The 16,987-nt window shown below is 56.1% G+C and carries 15 protein-coding genes and 1 pseudogene; 15 read left to right on the top strand and 1 reads right to left on the bottom strand.

The window, feature by feature from the left end; translation table 11 throughout:
- The first annotated feature begins 1 nt into the window (after position 1).
- The 12 genes from IDH41_RS04035 to fur all read left to right on the top strand — a co-directional run bounded on the left by IDH41_RS04035 (position 2) and on the right by fur (position 9,325).
- Positions 2-472 carry a DUF2577 domain-containing protein gene (locus tag IDH41_RS04035; protein ID WP_190858524.1) on the top strand — a complete coding sequence of 157 codons (471 nt, stop codon included), beginning with the start codon at positions 2-4 and terminating at the stop codon, positions 470-472.
- Positions 472-885 carry a DUF2634 domain-containing protein gene (locus IDH41_RS04030; RefSeq protein WP_190858522.1) on the top strand — a complete coding sequence of 138 codons (414 nt, stop codon included), beginning with the start codon at positions 472-474 and terminating at the stop codon, positions 883-885. The genes IDH41_RS04035 and IDH41_RS04030 overlap by 1 nt, the downstream gene beginning before the upstream one ends.
- Positions 882-1,949: a baseplate J/gp47 family protein gene (locus tag IDH41_RS04025; protein ID WP_190858521.1), complete on the top strand. Its 1,068-nt coding sequence runs from the start codon at positions 882-884 to the stop codon at positions 1,947-1,949. Before IDH41_RS04030 ends, IDH41_RS04025 begins: the two co-directional genes overlap by 4 nt.
- Complete coding sequence (locus tag IDH41_RS04020) at positions 1,939-2,502, top strand: YmfQ family protein (RefSeq protein ID WP_223829428.1); 564 nt, start codon at positions 1,939-1,941, stop codon at positions 2,500-2,502. The genes IDH41_RS04025 and IDH41_RS04020 overlap by 11 nt, the downstream gene beginning before the upstream one ends.
- Positions 2,503-2,520: 18 nt before the next feature.
- Complete coding sequence (locus tag IDH41_RS04015; protein WP_190858519.1) at positions 2,521-3,984, top strand: discoidin domain-containing protein; 1,464 nt, start codon at positions 2,521-2,523, stop codon at positions 3,982-3,984.
- On the top strand, positions 3,977-4,420 hold the full coding sequence (locus IDH41_RS04010) for a hypothetical protein (protein ID WP_190858517.1): 444 nt from the start codon (positions 3,977-3,979) through the stop codon (positions 4,418-4,420). Before IDH41_RS04015 ends, IDH41_RS04010 begins: the two co-directional genes overlap by 8 nt.
- Positions 4,410-4,742, top strand: a complete 333-nt coding sequence (locus tag IDH41_RS04005; RefSeq protein ID WP_190858515.1) for a hypothetical protein — start codon at positions 4,410-4,412, stop codon at positions 4,740-4,742. The genes IDH41_RS04010 and IDH41_RS04005 overlap by 11 nt, the downstream gene beginning before the upstream one ends.
- 129 nt (positions 4,743-4,871) lie before the next feature.
- Entirely contained in the window at positions 4,872-6,995 is a 2,124-nt protein-coding gene (locus IDH41_RS04000) for a transglycosylase domain-containing protein (RefSeq protein ID WP_190858513.1), read from the top strand.
- 123 nt (positions 6,996-7,118) lie between these two features.
- Positions 7,119-7,400, top strand: a complete 282-nt coding sequence (locus tag IDH41_RS03995; protein ID WP_190858511.1) for a hypothetical protein — start codon at positions 7,119-7,121, stop codon at positions 7,398-7,400.
- 97 nt (positions 7,401-7,497) lie between these two features.
- Positions 7,498-7,908: a DUF4265 domain-containing protein gene (locus IDH41_RS03990; protein WP_190858509.1), complete on the top strand. Its 411-nt coding sequence runs from the start codon at positions 7,498-7,500 to the stop codon at positions 7,906-7,908.
- Positions 7,909-7,930: 22 nt separating this feature from the next.
- Positions 7,931-8,713, top strand: coding sequence for an SDR family NAD(P)-dependent oxidoreductase (locus tag IDH41_RS03985; RefSeq protein ID WP_190858507.1), 783 nt, complete (start codon positions 7,931-7,933; stop codon positions 8,711-8,713).
- A gap of 132 nt (positions 8,714-8,845) precedes the next feature.
- The gene (fur, locus tag IDH41_RS03980; RefSeq protein ID WP_190858505.1) at positions 8,846-9,325 is read left to right on the top strand and encodes a ferric iron uptake transcriptional regulator; all 480 of its coding nucleotides are present in this window, start codon (positions 8,846-8,848) and stop codon (positions 9,323-9,325) included.
- Positions 9,326-9,399: 74 nt separating this feature from the next.
- Here the strand turns inward: fur and IDH41_RS03975 are convergent, their stop codons facing one another.
- Positions 9,400-10,104, bottom strand: coding sequence for a class I SAM-dependent methyltransferase (locus IDH41_RS03975; RefSeq protein ID WP_190858503.1), 705 nt, complete (start codon positions 10,102-10,104; stop codon positions 9,400-9,402).
- 222 nt (positions 10,105-10,326) lie between these two features.
- Between IDH41_RS03975 and IDH41_RS03970 the strand changes: the two genes are divergently transcribed.
- From IDH41_RS03970 to IDH41_RS03960, 3 genes and pseudogenes are all read left to right on the top strand, one after another.
- Positions 10,327-10,797 (top strand): SRPBCC family protein, encoded by a 471-nt coding sequence (locus IDH41_RS03970; RefSeq protein ID WP_190858501.1) that lies wholly within the window; start codon positions 10,327-10,329, stop codon positions 10,795-10,797.
- Between the two features lie 272 nt (positions 10,798-11,069).
- Positions 11,070-13,514 (top strand): EAL domain-containing protein, encoded by a 2,445-nt coding sequence (locus tag IDH41_RS03965; protein WP_190858499.1) that lies wholly within the window; start codon positions 11,070-11,072, stop codon positions 13,512-13,514.
- Positions 13,515-13,735: 221 nt separating this feature from the next.
- Positions 13,736-16,987 (top strand): annotated as a pseudogene (locus IDH41_RS03960) (hypothetical protein); the annotation flags it as partial.

Raw genomic sequence — 16,987 nt, 5'->3', positions numbered from 1 at the left:
GATGCAAAGGATCGAAGGATCGGGAGCCAGTCAGCTGGTGCAGCTCATTCGGGCGATCGGGCATAACGCGGACGTCTCGATCGAGCTGGCCACGGTGACCGCGGCTCCTCCCGAGCTGAAAATCAAGGTGGACCATATGAACGTGGAGCTGGAGAAGGACGATCTCGTCGTCGCGCAGTCGCTGACGAAGCATAAGCGAAAGATCAATCTGAAGAGCGAAGGCGGGACGAAGGTTTCGGCCAAAAATGAAGTGCCCGCAGCCCCGACCGGCTTCAAGGTCGGATTTACGCTGGTATCTGCGCACGGAGACCAACTCATGTTCGCTTCCCTCGACCTCTCGTCGGCCGATCAGACGATCGAGGAAGCCGAGCTCGAATTTACCGACGAGCTGAAGGAAGGCGACCGCGTTCTCGTGGCGGGCATCCAGCAGGGCCAGACGTATATTATTCTCGACCGGGCGGTGATGTACTGATGGCGCTGTCTCCGCTTCAAAGACCGGAGGAGCGGTTCGTGCAGGTGAAAGCGGCACCCGCCCCGTCCAAAACGTATTCGCTCGACTTCGATACGGGGGAGGTCGGCACCCGCTTCATCGACGGCGAGGAGGCGCTTCGCCAATGGATAAGCAAGGCGATCCAGACGGCTCGCTACCGCTATTTGATCTATAACGGACAGTACGGGTGCGAGCTGGAAAGCCTGCTCGGCCAGGATATATCGCAAGAGCTGCTGAAGAGCGAGATTACGAGAGTTATAACCGAAGCGCTTATTTACGACGACCGCGTGCAGGACGTGACGGGCTTTGCGATCACGCGCGACAGCGACAAGCTGTACGTGACCTTCACCGTCCTGAGCGGGGAGCAGACGATCGAGCAGGAGGTGACGATATGAGCGTATTCAAAAACGAGACGAAGCAGGCGATTCTGCAGCGGATGCTCGAGGCGACGCCCGCCGACATCGACAAGCGGCAGGGCTCGATCACCTACGATTTGCTGTCGCCGGCCGCGATCGAGCTGGCGCATGCCTACATCGAGCTGGATAACGTGCTCCGCTTCGGCTTTGCCGGGCCCGGGCAGCCCTCCGAATTCCTTGACCTGCGGGCAGGGGAATTCGGCCTGACCCGCAGGCCGAGCGTCAAGGCGCAGGGGGCGGTAACGTTTCTCGGTGCGGACGGGACGGTCATTCCGGTAGGAACGGCCGTATCCACGGACGACGTGGAGGCGATCGCCTTCGCGACGACGGAAGCGGGGACGATCACGGGAGGAAGGGTTACGGTGGCCGCCGAAGCGCGGCAGGGCGGCAGGAGCGGCAATGTGGCGATCGGCCGCATCGCGCTGCTGCTCGGCGACTTGACCGGCGTCGTCGCGGTCGCGAACGAGCACTCGTTCGTGAACGGCGCCGATACGGAATCGGACGAATCGCTGCTGCAGCGGTATTTCGACCGGGTGCGGCGGCCGGCGACGAGCGGGAACGCATGGCATTACCGGCAATGGGCGCTGGAGGTGCCCGGGGTCGGCGACGTAAAGGTGTTCCCCGTGTGGAACGGCAACGGGACGGTGAAGCTGAGCCTGCTGTCGGACGACAAGCGGGCGCCGGCCGCCTCGATCGTCGACAAGGTGAGGCTGGCCGTCGAGGAACGCCGGCCGGTCGGCGCGAACGTAACGGTCGTGCCCGCGACGGAGGTGGCGATCAACGTATCCGCGAGTCTGACTTTGGCGCAAGGGGCCGCGCTGGACGATATCGTCGCGGCCTTCTCGTCGGAGCTGACCGCCTACTTGGCCGATCTGGCGTTCGCGGATTCGGTCGTGCGGTATAACCGGGTTCTCGGACTGCTGCTGGACATCGAATCGATCATCGACTTCAATGATTTGAAAATCAACGGCGTTGCGGGAAATATTTTTATCGTAGATGACCGCGTCGCCGTGTCCGGGACGGTGAGCTTCGTTGCTTCGTAGCATCCGGGAGGACATGGAGGATTATCTTCCGAACTATTACGCCGATTCCAACATCGTCGCGAACTTGACGGAACAAGAGGCGCGGGAGTTGACGGAGTACCATGCGCGCGCGCGGGACGTGCTCAATCAATTTTTTATCGATACGGCGACCTGGGGACTTGCGAGGTGGGAGGAAATTTGCGGCATCCCCGTGAACGAGAGCAAGCCGATCGACCAAAGGCGGTCGTACATAAAGTCGAAAATCCGCGGCGCGGGGACGGTAACGCTCGCCGTCATCAAAAACGTCGTCGACTCGTTCCAGAACGGGCAGGTCGATATACAGGAAAATTTCGGAAATTACGAGGTCGTCATTACGTTCATCGGCAAACGGGGCATCCCGCCCAATTTGAACGACGTCAAAAGCGCGGTAAGGGAAATCGTCCCCGCCCATCTGAACGTGCTGTTCAAATTTACCTATTTGAGGTGGGAGGAGCTCGATGCCGCGAATTTGACATGGGATCAGCTCGAAGCGCTTGGCATGGACTGGGACGAACTCGAGGTATGGAAACCATAGGAAAGGGGAACGACATCGATGCCGATTTTGCCCAGCGGATTAAAAACGTTCGAGGCGACCGACACGGTCAGGCGCATCGCGCAGAACGAAAACATCGAAGCGACGGACGCCCTGTTCGACAAAACGACGGGACACCGCCACTCGGGAGCGGACGGAGACGCTCCACAGATCGGCAAGGAAGGAATCGCGAGCGGGGCGGTCACGACGGAGAAGCTCGCGGGCGCCGCGGTTACCGGCGAGAAGCTTGCGCGCGGCGGCATCGAGCGCATGCATCACCGGGCTAGCGGCCTGAGCTCGAATATCGCCAAGTATAAACGCGTTACCGTCACGGGCGGCGCCTTGACCGGCAATCCGACGACGCCGTATACGTTCCAGAGCGGCAGCGCCGGCGACAGCCATCTGTGGACGCTGCCGAGCAACGGCACGTTTCCGCAATCGATCACGATCCATCTGGGCCGGGATTATTTCAGCGCGGAAGGCATGTCGTTCGGCTCGTGGGTCGGCAACGACGCCAGCACGATGCCGAGAGGCTTCTATATCGAAGCGAGCAACGATAATGCGACCTGGACGAAAGTATACACGCATGCCTCCGGCCATTATGAGCCGTTCGCTTACCTGCCGTTCTCGCCCGTGACCGGGTGCAAGTATGTCCGGCTGACCATTACGGCGACAAGCGTAATGGTAAATACGGTCGTCTCCTGCCTGGCCGTCTACAGCAAGTTCCACGGCAACGTCGATCTGGATGCGCTCGAGGATGAGCGCAGCTGGGGACTGAACGCCCGCATGCAGGGTCTCATGATCATCCCGGAGGGGAAGATGACGGATAACGGCAGCGGCACGCTGACGTTGACGAGCACGCTTATCGTGATGAACCCGGCTTCCGGCACCTACTTCAGAGTGAACGCGGGCACGTTCCAGCTTCCCGACTGGGGCTACTTGTACGTCGACATCCCGCATTCCCATGGGGCGCACATCGCGGCATCGGTCGGCACTTGGATCGAAGGGGCTAGGCAATACGACAACAAGAACCGGATCGTGCTCGCGCAGCGGAGCGGGAACGGGAGCATTTACTTTCATTCGGCGATTCAATCGCGGCTGACCGGCCCGGCGCCGGATGCCGATAAGGTCGACGGGATCGACTTTCGGGTCAGCGGCGGCAATCTGGAATTTTCGAACGGATCGGGGTGGAGAGGCGTGGGAATCAAGAGCGTGCAGCGAGGATACGGGAGTCTCTACGCATATATGAGCTCCAATGAATATTATCATTATCAAACCATTACCATTTCTCCGGTAAATATGTTCAAAACATTTATTAACGTTCACTTCTCGGGCTACAATTACAGGTATAACGGAATTTCCGATTATATTCCGACTACGCTAAATGCCAGGCTTACGTCCAGTAATTCGTTATACGTGGTTTACCACCCGTTGTTCGAGACGAGTTATGCGAATTTCTCATGGGAGGTAATCGAGTATGCCTGATTATTTCTATGCCCAGATTAACGAAAGCGGCAGAGTCATCGGCATCAGCCAGCTCGCGCAGGAAGTCAAATCCGAGTATATGATTCCGATTACCAAGGAGCAGTTCGACAATCAAAACATGCTCTTCACGCGTTACGACGGCGGCTCCTTCGCCGGCACGTCCGCGAACATCGAGGCGGATAAGCCGGTCATCGCGCCGAACGGAACCGACGTCATGACGGTGAAGGTCCGGGTGGCCGATTGGAACGATAAGCCTCAAGGGAGTTATTCCGAGAATGTCATCATCGAAGTAAACGGCTTGCAGCAGTCCGTGAAGGCGGTCGGCGGCGTCGCCGAACTATCGCTCAGCAGCAGCGAACCCGGCGAGTTTCATCTGCGTACGGTTAATTTGGACCGCAATGCCGAAATAAAGGTGGTGGTAAGCGATGAATTCTAACGAAGACAAGGACAGATCGCTCAAGGCCGAGACGCCGCAGATTCCGGACACGGGACCAGGGAAATTGCCCGACAAGCTGCCCGGCAAGCTTCCGAACCAGAAGCTGAACCACTTCCATATCGCCGCGGATCCGGTCCGCCTGAAAGCCGAGGAGATCAAGCAGCGCCAGGACAAACGGCTGGAGGAAGGCCGGCCTTCGGTTATCACGAACGAAGTCATCTATGATATGCTGATCGATATTTTGGAAAATCAAAAAATTTTGGAAGCCAAGCTGCTCAAAAAACCGGCGGCGAATTCGCTTCAGGTTGGGCCGCGGCTTTAGTCCGCATCGCTGCGGGGATGTCCGAAAGGGCATTCCCGCAGTTTTTTTATGACCGGAGCCGTACCGAAATCGGCTCCTCGCTGCGAAACGTATAAGAAAACGGAATTTCGCGGTTACGGGAGAGCTGAGATGAAGAAACCTAGAGCGTTGAAGGCTGGAAAAATAAATGCGAAGAAGGTCGGGATCGCCGCCGTGGCGGTGCTTGCTGCCGTCCTTGCGGGCGGCTGGGCTTCCTTCCGGGTCATGGTCGAGGCGCAGGATATCGCCCAGCTGGCCGAGCCGCTGCCGGCGGCGACGGTTATTTACGATCGTGACGGCAACGAGGCGACTCGCCTCGCGTTCAACAAAATCGAGGAGATCGCCTTCGGCGATATCCCGAAGCATATGATCGACGCCGTCGTGGCGGTGGAGGATAAGCGGTTCTTCGAGCACGACGGCATGGATTTGCGGGCGATTTCGCGCGCCTTCTTGACGAATTTCACTTCCGGGGACACGGTGCAGGGCGGCAGCACGATTACGCAGCAGCTGGCCAAAAACGTGTTTTTGTCCCATGAGCGGACATGGTCGAGAAAGTGGAACGAGGCGCTGCTCGCCAAAAAAATCGAAGAAAGCTACAGCAAGCAGGAAATTTTGGAGATGTATTTGAACCAGATCTATTTCGGCGAAGGGGCGTGGGGGCTCAAGCGGGCGGCGCATACGTATTTCGGCAAAGAGGCGAAGGAGCTGACCGTTGCGGAGTCCGCCTTGCTCGCCGGCATCATTAAGGCGCCGTCGGCGCTTACGCCGTACAAGCACATGGACGAAGCAAGGGAACGCAGGGACGTCGTGCTGGGACTGATGAAGGAGCAGGGGCTCTTGACGGAGGCGGCGTACGAAGAGGCGGCAAGCGAGCCCGTCACGCTGCTGAGCGCGAAGCCGAACCGGGTGGACGACATCAAGTATCCTTACTACGTCGACCAGATCATACGCGAGGCAATGACGCTGTACGGCTTGTCGGAAAACGAAGTGCTCGAGGGCGGGCTTCGCATCTATACCGAACTGGACGCCGGCATGCAGCAGGCGGCCGAGAAGGCGTACGCACAGAATTCGCTCTTCCCGGAAAGCTCGGGCGATCAGCTGATCCAAAGCGGCGCCGCGCTCGTCGACCCGAGGGACGGCGGCATCCGGGCGCTCGTTGGCGGGCGGGGGGAGCAGCCGTTCCGGGGCTTCAACCGGGCGACGCAGCTGCAGCGCCAGCCGGGCTCGACGATCAAGCCGGTCGCGGTATACGCGCCGGCGCTCGAGCAGGGGTACCGGCCGAACGACGAGCTGGTCGACGAGCCGATCAGCATCGGAGGCTACGAGCCCCGCAACGCCGACGGACGCTACCATGGAGAAGTAACGATATACGAGGCGCTTATCCACTCCTACAACATTCCGGCCGTGAAGCTGCTTAACGAAATGGGCATCGAGCAAGGGATAAAGGCGGCCGAGCGGTTCGGCATCCCGTTGCAAGACGGCGACCGGACGCTGGGGCTGGCGCTCGGCGGCTTGCAGGAAGGCGTATCGCCCCTTCAAATGGCGGAAGCGTTCGGCGCGTTCGCGAGCGACGGCGTGCGGCGGGAAGCGCATGCGATCAGCAGAATCGCGTCCGCCGACGGCGCCGTGCTGGCCGAGGCGAAGGAGTCGGCCGGCGAGAAGGCGACGGAGCCCGAAATCGCCCGGACGATGACGGCCATGCTCGAAGGGGTCGTCAGCGACGGATCGGGCCGGGCCGCCGCCATCGAAGGGCGTCCGCTCGCCGGCAAGTCGGGCACGACCCAAATGCCGGGAACGTCCGGCTACGGGGCGAAGGATAATTGGTTCGTCGGCTACACGCCGCAGCTGGTCGGAGCGGTATGGCTCGGCTATGATCAAAGCGACGCCAGCCACTATCTGACGACCAGCTCGAAGGCTGCGGCAACCGTCTTTCAGGCGGTTATGGCCGGCGCGCTGGCGGATGAGCCCGTCATGGCGTTCCCGGCGGCGCCCGGCTTGTCGCTCGGCAAGAAGGATAAAGGAAATGCCGGCGATAACGACGATAATGACGATAACGACAACAATGATGACGATAACAATGACGATGACCGCAGAGATTCCGGCAAGGACCGGGACGACGAGCGCAAAAGCCGGTGGGAGCAATGGAAGGAGCGGAGAGAGAAGGAGAAAGAAGAACGCAAGAAGGAGCGGGAAAGAGACCGAGGCAGGGACCGCGACGACAACGACGACGATTGATCTTCGCGACGTACGGGAAGAAGCGGGAGCTTGAACGATTTTGAAGCCGAATCAGGCAAGAAAAAGGGAATTTGACCCATTTCGTCGAATAGAGGAGGCAGCAACCTAATCGGGAGGGTAAAGATGAAGCATCGGAAAGTACGAATCCTAATGGAAGCGATCGCCGCGGCGCTGCTTGCGGCAGTCGTCTTAATCGCCCTGCAGATCGCAAGCGGGATCTATCTGACCGCCACGCATGTGCCGGATATTATCGAAAGCTACGAGCAAGTCGACTACTTGCAGCAGGAGATGTCCTTCGGGGGATCGGCCGGCGGACCATGGCTTTACCCGGCTGCCGCCTTCGTTGCGGTCGGCCTGATCTATTACGGGATTCGGACGTTTTTTGCGGCCAGAAGAAACAGATAAGCTCCGGAAGGGGCTTATTTGTTGTTTTGCAGCTTCGCGTATCTGTGCTATCCTTCTAGTATCGGCGGTTTTAATAGAGAGACAGTAGGTGAGCGGCGTGAAGGATTTGAGAGATTATATGGAGCTGCATCTTTGCTTCGACAACGAAGGGCGGGAGGTCGAGGTGCTGGACGTGACGCAGCTGGAAGACAACGTGTTCAAAATCGAGGAAAACCCGGTTTTTACCGAGAAGGTGTCGTACGGCGACGTCATAAAAGTGAGAAGAATGAACGATATCGCCTTCTACATCGACACGGTCAAAAAATCGAAATATAAGCGCTACAATTGGCTGCTCAGCCGGGAGGTCGTTCATTCCCTGGAGCTGAAGCAGCTTAAAAATAAAATCGGCGAATGGAAGGGCAAATCCGAGCAGGTGTTCGGCGGGATCTTCATCGTGAATTTACCTGCGAATTCGCCAATCGACATTCATGCGGAAGTGCAGCGGGTCATTGACGCGGCGCAAAAATAACAGACATCGGGAGGGATCCGGGATGGAGCTTGGATTAAGCGGAAAGGTAGCGATCGTGACGGGCGGAAGCAAAGGCATCGGATTCGCTACGGCTTTATTGCTGGCGTCCGAAGGCGCCGAGGTGGCGATCGTGGCGAGGGAGCCGGAATCGCTGAAGGAGGCGGCTGCGCAAATCGAGGAGCAGACGGGCAAAAAGGCGCTGGCGATCAGCGCGGACGTCTCGGTGCCGGAGGAAGCGATAAGGGCTGTCGCGGAGGCGGCGGCGCATTTCGGCGGCGTGAACATTCTCGTGAACAACGCCGGCACTTCGGCCGCAAGGCCGTTCGATCTCGTCGAGACCGACGCCTGGGGCGCGGATCTCGACTTGAAGCTGATGGGAGCCGTCCAATTCTCGAGGGCCGCGCTGCCCTACATGCGGCAAGCCGGCGGCGGCGCGATCGTGAACGTGACGGCGATCGGGGGCAAGGCGCCATCGGCCTCCTCGCTCCCGACGTCGGTCAGCCGCGCGGCGGGACTGGCGCTCACGAAAGCGATGAGCAAGGATCTCGCTTCGGACGGCATCCGGGTCAACGCCGTATGCATCGGCCTCATCCGGAGCGCGCAGATCGAGCGAATGTGGCAGGCCAAAGCGCCGGAGCTGACCTGGGAGGAATTCGCGGCGGATCCGCGCCACGGCATCCCGCTCGGTCGGATCGGCAACGCCCGGGAAGCGGCGAACGTCATCGGCTTCCTCGTCTCCGACGCGGCGTCGTTCGTCACCGGCACTTCGGTTAATATCGACGGCGGATTGTCATCCGTTTTGTAGCGCCGGATTACCATTTGCATATTTTTAAAATCTGTACTACCATTAGATTATAATTATTATAAAAGAAAGCCTTTTCAATTGGTTGACCGCGAAACGCGCGGCAGTTGCGTGAATAGAAGGAGGTACCGGGTTATGCTGAGCATCACGGCGGAAATGGACAGAATTAATCGGCATATGATGGCAAACGGCTATAAATTGACGACCCAGCGGGAAATTATTTTGCGGGTATTGCTGGAGAACGAGAAGGATCACTTAAGCGCGGAAGGCGTGTTCATGCTGGTTAAGCAGAAGTATTCCGACATCGGGCTCGCAACGGTCTACCGGACGCTGGAGCTGCTGGCGGATCTCAACATCGTTGAAAAAATGAACTTCGGCGACGGCGTGGCGCGGTACGATCTTCGGGGCGACGAGCATGAGCATATGCATCATCATCTCATATGCGAGGAATGCGGCTCGCTTCAGGAAATCAAGGAGGATTGGCTGTTCGAGCTCGAGCAGAGGCTGGAGCGCGAATACGGCTTTAAAGTAACCGACCACCGGCTTGACTTTACCGGCACGTACAAGGATTGCAGCAAAGGGGAATGCAAGAGGGAAGGCAAAGCGGTATCTTAACGAGGCCGATAGGAGAAAGAAGATAGGAGTCCCGCCAATAACCGGCAGGGCTCCTATTGTTGTTGACTCCCGCTTTAATCGGCTTCGCCCGTCCGTCGGCAAAGCCAGCCGCCGAATACAGTCGTGGAGACGAAGCGGGTGATGTCCATGAACCCGGCTTCCTCCATAAGCCCGACGATTCGTTCCTCCGGGATGATCGAGAGATGCTCCAGCACATATTCGGCCATCTCGTCGGTTTCTTTGGGCGTGCAGCCCTTGTCGACCCAGTGCGCCTTCCAAATGTCCAATCTTCGCCGAAACTCGGCATCCTTCGTATTTCCGCATTTCGCGACCAGAACGAAGGGCGCGCCGGGACGAAGCCGGCCGGCGACTTCCTTCAGCAGCTCCAGCTTCTCGGCATCGCTCATCACGAAGTGGAGGACGAGCAGGCACGAGGCCGCGTCGTACTTGGCGGCAGCGGGCACGTCGGCGATCAACCCGTTCAGCAGCGTCGTTCGTTCCGTCATGCCGAGCTTCTTCGCCGCCTGCTCCGCTTTGGCGAGCATTTCCGGCGACGGGTCGAAGCCGGTAAACGACCATCCGGGGTTGGACGGTCCCCACGCGGCGAGTTCGTTGCCGCCGCCGGCGCCGACGATCAGAAGATTCGATTCCTGCTGCAAATGCTTGCGAAAATAGGATTGTACGATTGCCGCGATGCTATCGTAAGTGGGGAGAGAATTGCGGATCGCCGAGGCGTAGCTGTCCGCGGCTTCGGCTTCGAACGTTTGCTGTTCTTCCATTCCATGGCCACCTTTCACCGATTGTCCTAACTTCCAACGCATTTTGTATTTCTTGACGGTTATATAACCATATAGTAATGTAAAGGCGTGAAAAATACAAATGGATTCGAGGCGTTAGCCGAGCCGCTTGCCGAAATCGATTGATAGATCGAGCCCTATGGAAGCTTGCGGTCAAATAAACCCGATTCGCTCGAGCGGCTGCCGGATAAGGAGGAATAGAGAGTGCAAGCCGTAATTACGAAGCTGGAGCATGGATATGAAGCCCAGTTCGACCGCCATTTGAAGCATCCCGTAGAGAAGGTGTGGACCGCGATTACCGATCCGGACAAGCTGGCCAAGTGGCTGGCGTCGGCCAAGGCGGATTTGCGGGAAGGCGGCAGCCTGGAGCTGACGTTCGACTTGACGGAAGGCAATGCTTTCGCGTGCCGGATAACCGAGTATAAGCCCCATGCCGTGCTCGAATTCGAGTGGGGACCCGAGGAGCGCGTCCGCTTCGAGCTCTATCCCGAGGACGGGGGCTGCCAACTCGTTCTGAAGCAGCTATTCGAGCACAAAAGCGGACAGACGGCGAAGGATCTTGCCGGCTGGCACGAGCATCTCGAGGTGCTGCTCGCAGTTCTGGGCGGCGAGCCCGCCGCGTTTTCCTACGGCGCGTGGGAGAGCTGGCACGAAGCGTATTTGAAACTGCTGTAGCGGCATTTCCGTCAGGCAAGGAAGAAGAATCGGAGCCGTCTCGCCGGGTAGTCGACCGCGAGGCGGCTTTTTTTGTTCACGAGCGTCCTCCAGATACCTTAACAAATCCGAAACCTAACATAAAGTATGAACGCATTATACCGATAATATATAAAACAGACGTATAAGAGGCTTGAAAAGATATGAATTTTTTCAGAAATCTTTTATTTTGATTCGGTATAATAGTGAAGTGCTCTGCCAGGAGTCGACAAGCCGAGGAAAGAGGGAACAGTATGGAGCATGCGCATATTCACGGTACCTATGATCAATCATTAGTTATTTTCTCATACATCATCGCGGTGGTCGCGTCGTTCACGGCGCTGGACTTGGCGGGCAGGGTGAGCAGCGCGAAGGGAAAAGCGCGAATCGGATGGCTGCTCTTCGGCGCCGCGGCGATGGGCATGGGCATTTGGTCGATGCATTTTGTCGGCATGCTGGCGTTCTCGTTGCCGGTTCCCGTCGTCTACGATCTGATCGTCGTCCTGCTCTCCGTGCTGGCGGCATTCGCTGCGGCCTACGTTGCCTTGTACGTGGTCGGACGCAATCAATTGACCTTGCGGCAGCTGTTGACAGGGGGCGTGCTTCTTGCGGCGGGCATCTCGGCCATGCATTACATCGGCATGGGGGCCATGCTTATCGATATTACATACCGGCCGTCCATCGTTCTGCTTTCCATTCTCATTGCCTTCCTGGCCTCGATCGCAGCGCTTTGGCTTTCGTTTTATTTCCGCAAGGGCGGGCAGAGAGGCGAAGCCTGGAAGAAGCTCGGAAGCGGCGCGATCATGGGCGCGGCCATCGTCGGCATGCATTATACGGGCATGTACGCGGCGATGTTTCACGGCGGCGGCAAGGAAGCGATCTTTTACGGTATCGTCCTCGACGACAAATGGCTGGCGTATTTCATCTCGGGAGGCACGCTGCTGACGCTCGGCATGTCCTTGCTCGGGATCTACATGTCGAAGAGGCTGAGCGGCAAGGATTCGGAGCTCGAGCAAAGCGAGAAGTGGTACAAGTCGCTGTATGAGAACAGCCAGGACGGCATTTTATCGGTTGACCTGCAGTACCGCATTATCAGCTTCAATCCCGTGGCGCTCGATATTATCGGACTAAGCGGCAAGCAGCTTCATCAGCAGCCGGTCGGCATGCTGGCCTCGATTATCGTACCCGAGGACCGCGCGCTTGTGGAGGACGGCTTCAGCCGCTCCTTCAAAGGGGAGACGGTCAACTTCGAGACGGCGATCATCCGCCCCGACGGACGCCGGGTCGAGCTTAACGAGACGATCGCGCCGGTGATCGTGGACGGCAGCGTCGTTGGCAGCTACATCATGTTCAAGGACATTACGGAGGAGAAGCATGCGAAGGAGCAAATCAATTACTTGGCGTTCCACGACGAGCTGACCAGCCTTCCGAACCGCCGGTTATTCAATCAGACGATCGCGCAGGCGATCGAAGAGAGCGAAGCCGAGCAAACAAGGTTCGCGGTCATGGTCATCGATATCGACCGGTTCAAAATGATCAACGATTCCTTGGGCCATACGATCGGGGATCAATTTCTGCAGGAGGTCAGCAGACGCATTAACGAAAGCGGCGCCGGCCACGACGTCATGCTGGCGCGTATGGGCGGCGACGAATTCACGCTGCTGTTCCGGCATTACGATAACGAAGGCAGCGTCTCGGATTTGGCGGAGAGGATCATTCGTACGATGCAGGCGCCGTACCGGTTGGCGGACAGCGACTTCTACGTATCGGCAAGCATCGGCATTTCGATCTTCCCGACGCATGGGAAGGACGCGGATCAGCTGCTCAAAAACGCGGATACGGCAATGTACGAGGTGAAGAAAAAAGGGAAAAACGGCTATCAATATTTTTCGAACGAGCTCGTGAAAAAGCTGCAGGAGAAGATCGAGCTGGAAGGCGATCTCCGCAAAGCGATCGCGAAGAACGAGCTGCTGCTCCATTATCAGCCGCAAATCCGGACAAGCGACAATTCGATGGTCGGCATCGAAGCGCTGGTACGCTGGAATCACCCGACCAAAGGCATCATTTCGCCCGGCGTCTTCATCCCGATCGCGGAGGAGACGGGGCTCATCAACGATATCGGGACTTGGGTGCTGCGCGAAGCATGCGCCCAGATGAGGCAATGGCACGACGAGGGCGGCCCGCTCATTCCGATTTCCGTCAACCTGTCGTCCCAGCAGTTCCATCAGCCGCACTTGGCGGAATATATTATGTCGATTTTGCAGGAGACGGGGCTGGAGCCGCAATACTTGGAGCTCGAAATTACGGAGAGCATGATGATGGACGCGACGGTGTCGACCGGCATTCTCAATAAGCTGAACGAGCACGGCATCCGGATCAGCCTCGACGATTTCGGAACGGGCTACAGCTCGCTCAGTTACTTGAAGATGTTCCCGATTCACAAAGTGAAGATCGACCGCTCCTTCATCCGCGACATTACGCAGAACAACAACGACAAAGCGATCGTGGCGACCATTATCGCGATGGCGCAGCATTTGAACATGGAGGTCATCGCCGAGGGCATCGAAACGAAGGATCAGCTGGACATCCTGACGGATAAGGATTGCGGCAAAATACAGGGCTATTACTTCAGCAAGCCGCTGTCGGCGGACGACGTGGAGGAAGCGTTTTTCGTGCCGGGACGGGCATCGAACGCATAACGGCTGGTGAGAACATTCGATCCTTGAATGTTCTTTTTTGTTTTCTGATGCGATATACCTAGATCGTACCGAATGCGCATGGAGGGGGAATGATTTTGTTAGTGTTAAAATAACCATTTTATGCTAATCTATTAGTTGCGAATTGCCGATAGAGTAGACAACAGGCTTCGATTCTTGCATGCGCGAAACGCGAAATTTGTAGAGATGCAGGGAGGACATGAATGAAGAAGAATATAGCAATGCTGGTAATCGCGGCAATGGCCGTTATGCTGCTCCAGCAGGGGGTCTTTGTGGAGAGGGTTAGTGCTGCGGACCCGGAACCTCCGCTTTATCCGACGAAGGATAAGTTTTATGCCAGTGGGGGCTTGAGTGGAGAAGGAGAAACCGTCTTAGATGGAGACGGCGGCGCAAATTATATTGGTTTCGATGATCAATACGGTGAGCAGGTCACTTATTTGCAGTTCTCGCTTGTAAATATCGTCAGACAAGTGGAGTCGGTTCATTTGGTTGTCCCAGTTCCCAATGGGCATGTATATGCTTCTAATGCAAAAGGGAATCCATTCATCGAGCTGCACACCTCCCAATTTGATGAATGGGAAGAAGAAACATCTGAACTTCCAAGTCCCTACGTCTCGTTAGAGAAAAAAACGTTTGCTCCCAGTGGCGATACGCTTAGATTCGATGTAACAGAATTTATAAAAAGCCAGTTAGGCTCCACGGATGATCTAGCTACGTTTGCATTAACAGGTCCTACGGCTGCAGATGTTAATGCTGGTGCTGTTAGGCATCATTATATTAAGTTAAGCGAAAGTGAACGTCTTCCCGGTAACACATCAGTTCCTTATCTGGAGTATATTTATTCTCCCAATTCCCCTCCTTCCGGTACGATTAACATAAAAGGTGGGGAAACTCACTCAAGTTCGACCACTGTGACTTTGGATTTATCCGCTTCCGATCCTGACGGCGATTCTATTGAAATGGAATTTTCAAATGATAGTACAGGAACATGGAGCGATAAAGAGCCTTTTAGCGGCAGTAAATCATGGCAGCTATCTGCAGGCGAAGGCACGAAAACCGTGCATATGAGATTAACCGATTCAGCAGGGAATACAACAGAATTTAACGATTCCATCATATTGGACACAACCCCGCCTGTAGTAACTGGCGTTACTAATAACCAATTCACGAAACAGAATGTGAGTGCTGTTTTTACGGAGGGAGCGGCAACGTTGAACGGTTCCCCATACACCAGCGGCACAATTATAAGCGCGGAGAGAGAACACACGCTTATCGTAACGGACGCTGCCGGGAACACGAACACGATTACCTTTACCATTGATAAAACAGCGCCGACCGTATCGGGCGTAACCCATAATTCGTATTCGAACCAGCCGGTGACAATTACGTTTACTGAAGGATCGGCGACGCTTAACAGCGCACCCTTTACCTCGGGATCAGAAGTTAACGTTGATGGTAGCTACGACTTGGTCGTGACGGATCTGGCAGGGAATAAATCAACGATTCATTTCGTCATCGATGCAGCGGCTCCGACTGGCACTCTTTCCATCGAGGGCGGCAAAAACAAAACCAACAAAAATAACGTTGATCTAACAATTACTTACACCGATGCAAATCCGGTCCAAATGCGATTTTCAAATACGGAATCGGATCTTGGCAACGCAGGCTGGCTACCGGTCTCGGCTAGCCATAGTTGGAACTTAACTCCCGGTGACAGCGATAAAACCGTTTATATGGAACTGATGGATGCTGCGGGCAACACGAATCAATACAGCGATACGATCACTGTCGACACCGTGCCGCCTGTCGTTACGGACGTTAATGAAGGCGACAAATTTAATACCGACGTAACGATTACTTTCAACGAGGGAACGGCCGAGCTGAACGATTCTGCGTTCATCTCCGGCAGTACCGTAAGTTCCGATGGGGACCACACGCTCGTCGTGACGGATGAAGCGGGCAATATAACGACCGTGAATTTTAGCATCGATAAAACGGTGCCGAGCGTGAGTGGGGTTGAAAATGGCAGACTATACAACGCTAACGTTACGCCGGTTTACTCGGATGCGAATCCAGGCTCGACAGCGACACTAAACGGGGGCCCGGGCTTCGCGAGCGGAACGGAGCTAACGGCGGATGGCGATTATGAGCTTGTCGTAACGGATGCTTACGGCAACAAGACGACGGTTCATTTTACAATCGATAAAACGCCTCCGGCAGGCGACCTGTCGATCGAAGGCGGGGACGCAAAAACAGATGCGAACTCGGTTATGTTGAATGTTACCGGAACGGATGTTCATGCCATTACGATGGAATTTTCGAATGACAATATGAATTGGAGTGCAGTTGAAAGCCTGGCTACAACCAAACAGTGGGAGCTCTCTGCCGGTGACGGAACGAAGACGGTCTATATGAGGCTGACCGATACGGCGGGCAATACGGCTGAATTCTCCGATACGATCGAACTGGATACGACTGCGCCTGTCGTAACGGGAGTTGCCGACGGCGAAATCACAAAAGAAGACGTGACGATTACGTTTAACGAAGGAACGGCAACGTTGAAAGTTGAGCCGCTGGATGCCGAGCCATTCCTTAACAATACGACCGTGACCGAAGATGGCGTATACGTGCTTATTGTAACGGACGACCTCGGTCATACGACGACAAAAACGTTCACGATCGATAAGAAAAAACCGATTGTAAACGAAGTGGACAATGGACAAAAGCTGAACGCAGACGTAACGATTACCTTCAACGAAGGAACAGCGGAGCTTAACGGCAATCCGTTCACGTCCGGCAGCATGGTGAGTACCGATGGGGACTATACGCTCGTCGTGACGGATGAAGCGGGCAATATAACGACCGTGCATTTTAGCATTGATAAAACGGAGCCGACCGTGACTGGAGTTGTAGACGGCAGACTATACAACGCTAACGTAACGCCGGTTTACTCGGATGCGAATCCCGGCGCGACTGCGATATTAAACGATACTCCCGGCTTTGCGAGCGGAACGGAGCTAACGGCGGATGGCGATTATGAACTTGTCGTAACGGATGGTTACGGCAACAAGACGACGGTTCATTTTACAATCGATAAAACGCCTCCGGCAGGCGACCTGTCGATCGAAGGCGGAGACGCAAAAACAGATGCGATCTCGGTTACGTTGAATGTTACCGGAACGGATGCTCATGACATATTGATGGAATTTTCGAACGACAATACGAATTGGAGTCCAGTTGAAAGCTTGGCCGCCACCAAGGAGTGGGAGCTGACTACCGGTGACGGGACGAAGACGGTCTATATGAGGCTGACGGATGCTGCGGGCAATACGGCCGAATTCTCCGATACGATCGAATTGGATACGACTGCGCCTGTCGTAACGGGAGTTGTCGACGGCGAAATCACAAAAGAAGACGTGACGATTACGTTTAACGAAGGAACGGCAACGTTGAAG

This window comes from Paenibacillus arenilitoris, assembly GCF_014705655.1.
Classification (GTDB): domain Bacteria; phylum Bacillota; class Bacilli; order Paenibacillales; family Paenibacillaceae; genus Pristimantibacillus; species Pristimantibacillus arenilitoris.
This window is presented reverse-complemented; position numbering and strand designations above follow the sequence as displayed.

What these genes read in the sequence shown, in the direction of transcription:
- IDH41_RS03975 (WP_190858503.1), bottom strand. Translation starts at nt 10,104, where the DNA reads ATGGAAGAACAGCAAACGTTCGAAGCCGAAGCCGCGGACAGCTACGCC.
- IDH41_RS04025 (WP_190858521.1), top strand. Translation starts at nt 882, where the DNA reads ATGAGCGTATTCAAAAACGAGACGAAGCAGGCGATTCTGCAGCGGATG.
- IDH41_RS04015 (WP_190858519.1), top strand. Translation starts at nt 2,521, where the DNA reads ATGCCGATTTTGCCCAGCGGATTAAAAACGTTCGAGGCGACCGACACG.
- IDH41_RS04005 (WP_190858515.1), top strand. Translation starts at nt 4,410, where the DNA reads ATGAATTCTAACGAAGACAAGGACAGATCGCTCAAGGCCGAGACGCCG.
- IDH41_RS03995 (WP_190858511.1), top strand. Translation starts at nt 7,119, where the DNA reads ATGAAGCATCGGAAAGTACGAATCCTAATGGAAGCGATCGCCGCGGCG.
- IDH41_RS04000 (WP_190858513.1), top strand. Translation starts at nt 4,872, where the DNA reads ATGAAGAAACCTAGAGCGTTGAAGGCTGGAAAAATAAATGCGAAGAAG.
- IDH41_RS04030 (WP_190858522.1), top strand. Translation starts at nt 472, where the DNA reads ATGGCGCTGTCTCCGCTTCAAAGACCGGAGGAGCGGTTCGTGCAGGTG.
- IDH41_RS03985 (WP_190858507.1), top strand. Translation starts at nt 7,931, where the DNA reads ATGGAGCTTGGATTAAGCGGAAAGGTAGCGATCGTGACGGGCGGAAGC.
- IDH41_RS04010 (WP_190858517.1), top strand. Translation starts at nt 3,977, where the DNA reads ATGCCTGATTATTTCTATGCCCAGATTAACGAAAGCGGCAGAGTCATC.
- fur (WP_190858505.1), top strand. Translation starts at nt 8,846, where the DNA reads ATGCTGAGCATCACGGCGGAAATGGACAGAATTAATCGGCATATGATG.
- IDH41_RS03965 (WP_190858499.1), top strand. Translation starts at nt 11,070, where the DNA reads ATGGAGCATGCGCATATTCACGGTACCTATGATCAATCATTAGTTATT.
- IDH41_RS04035 (WP_190858524.1), top strand. Translation starts at nt 2, where the DNA reads ATGCAAAGGATCGAAGGATCGGGAGCCAGTCAGCTGGTGCAGCTCATT.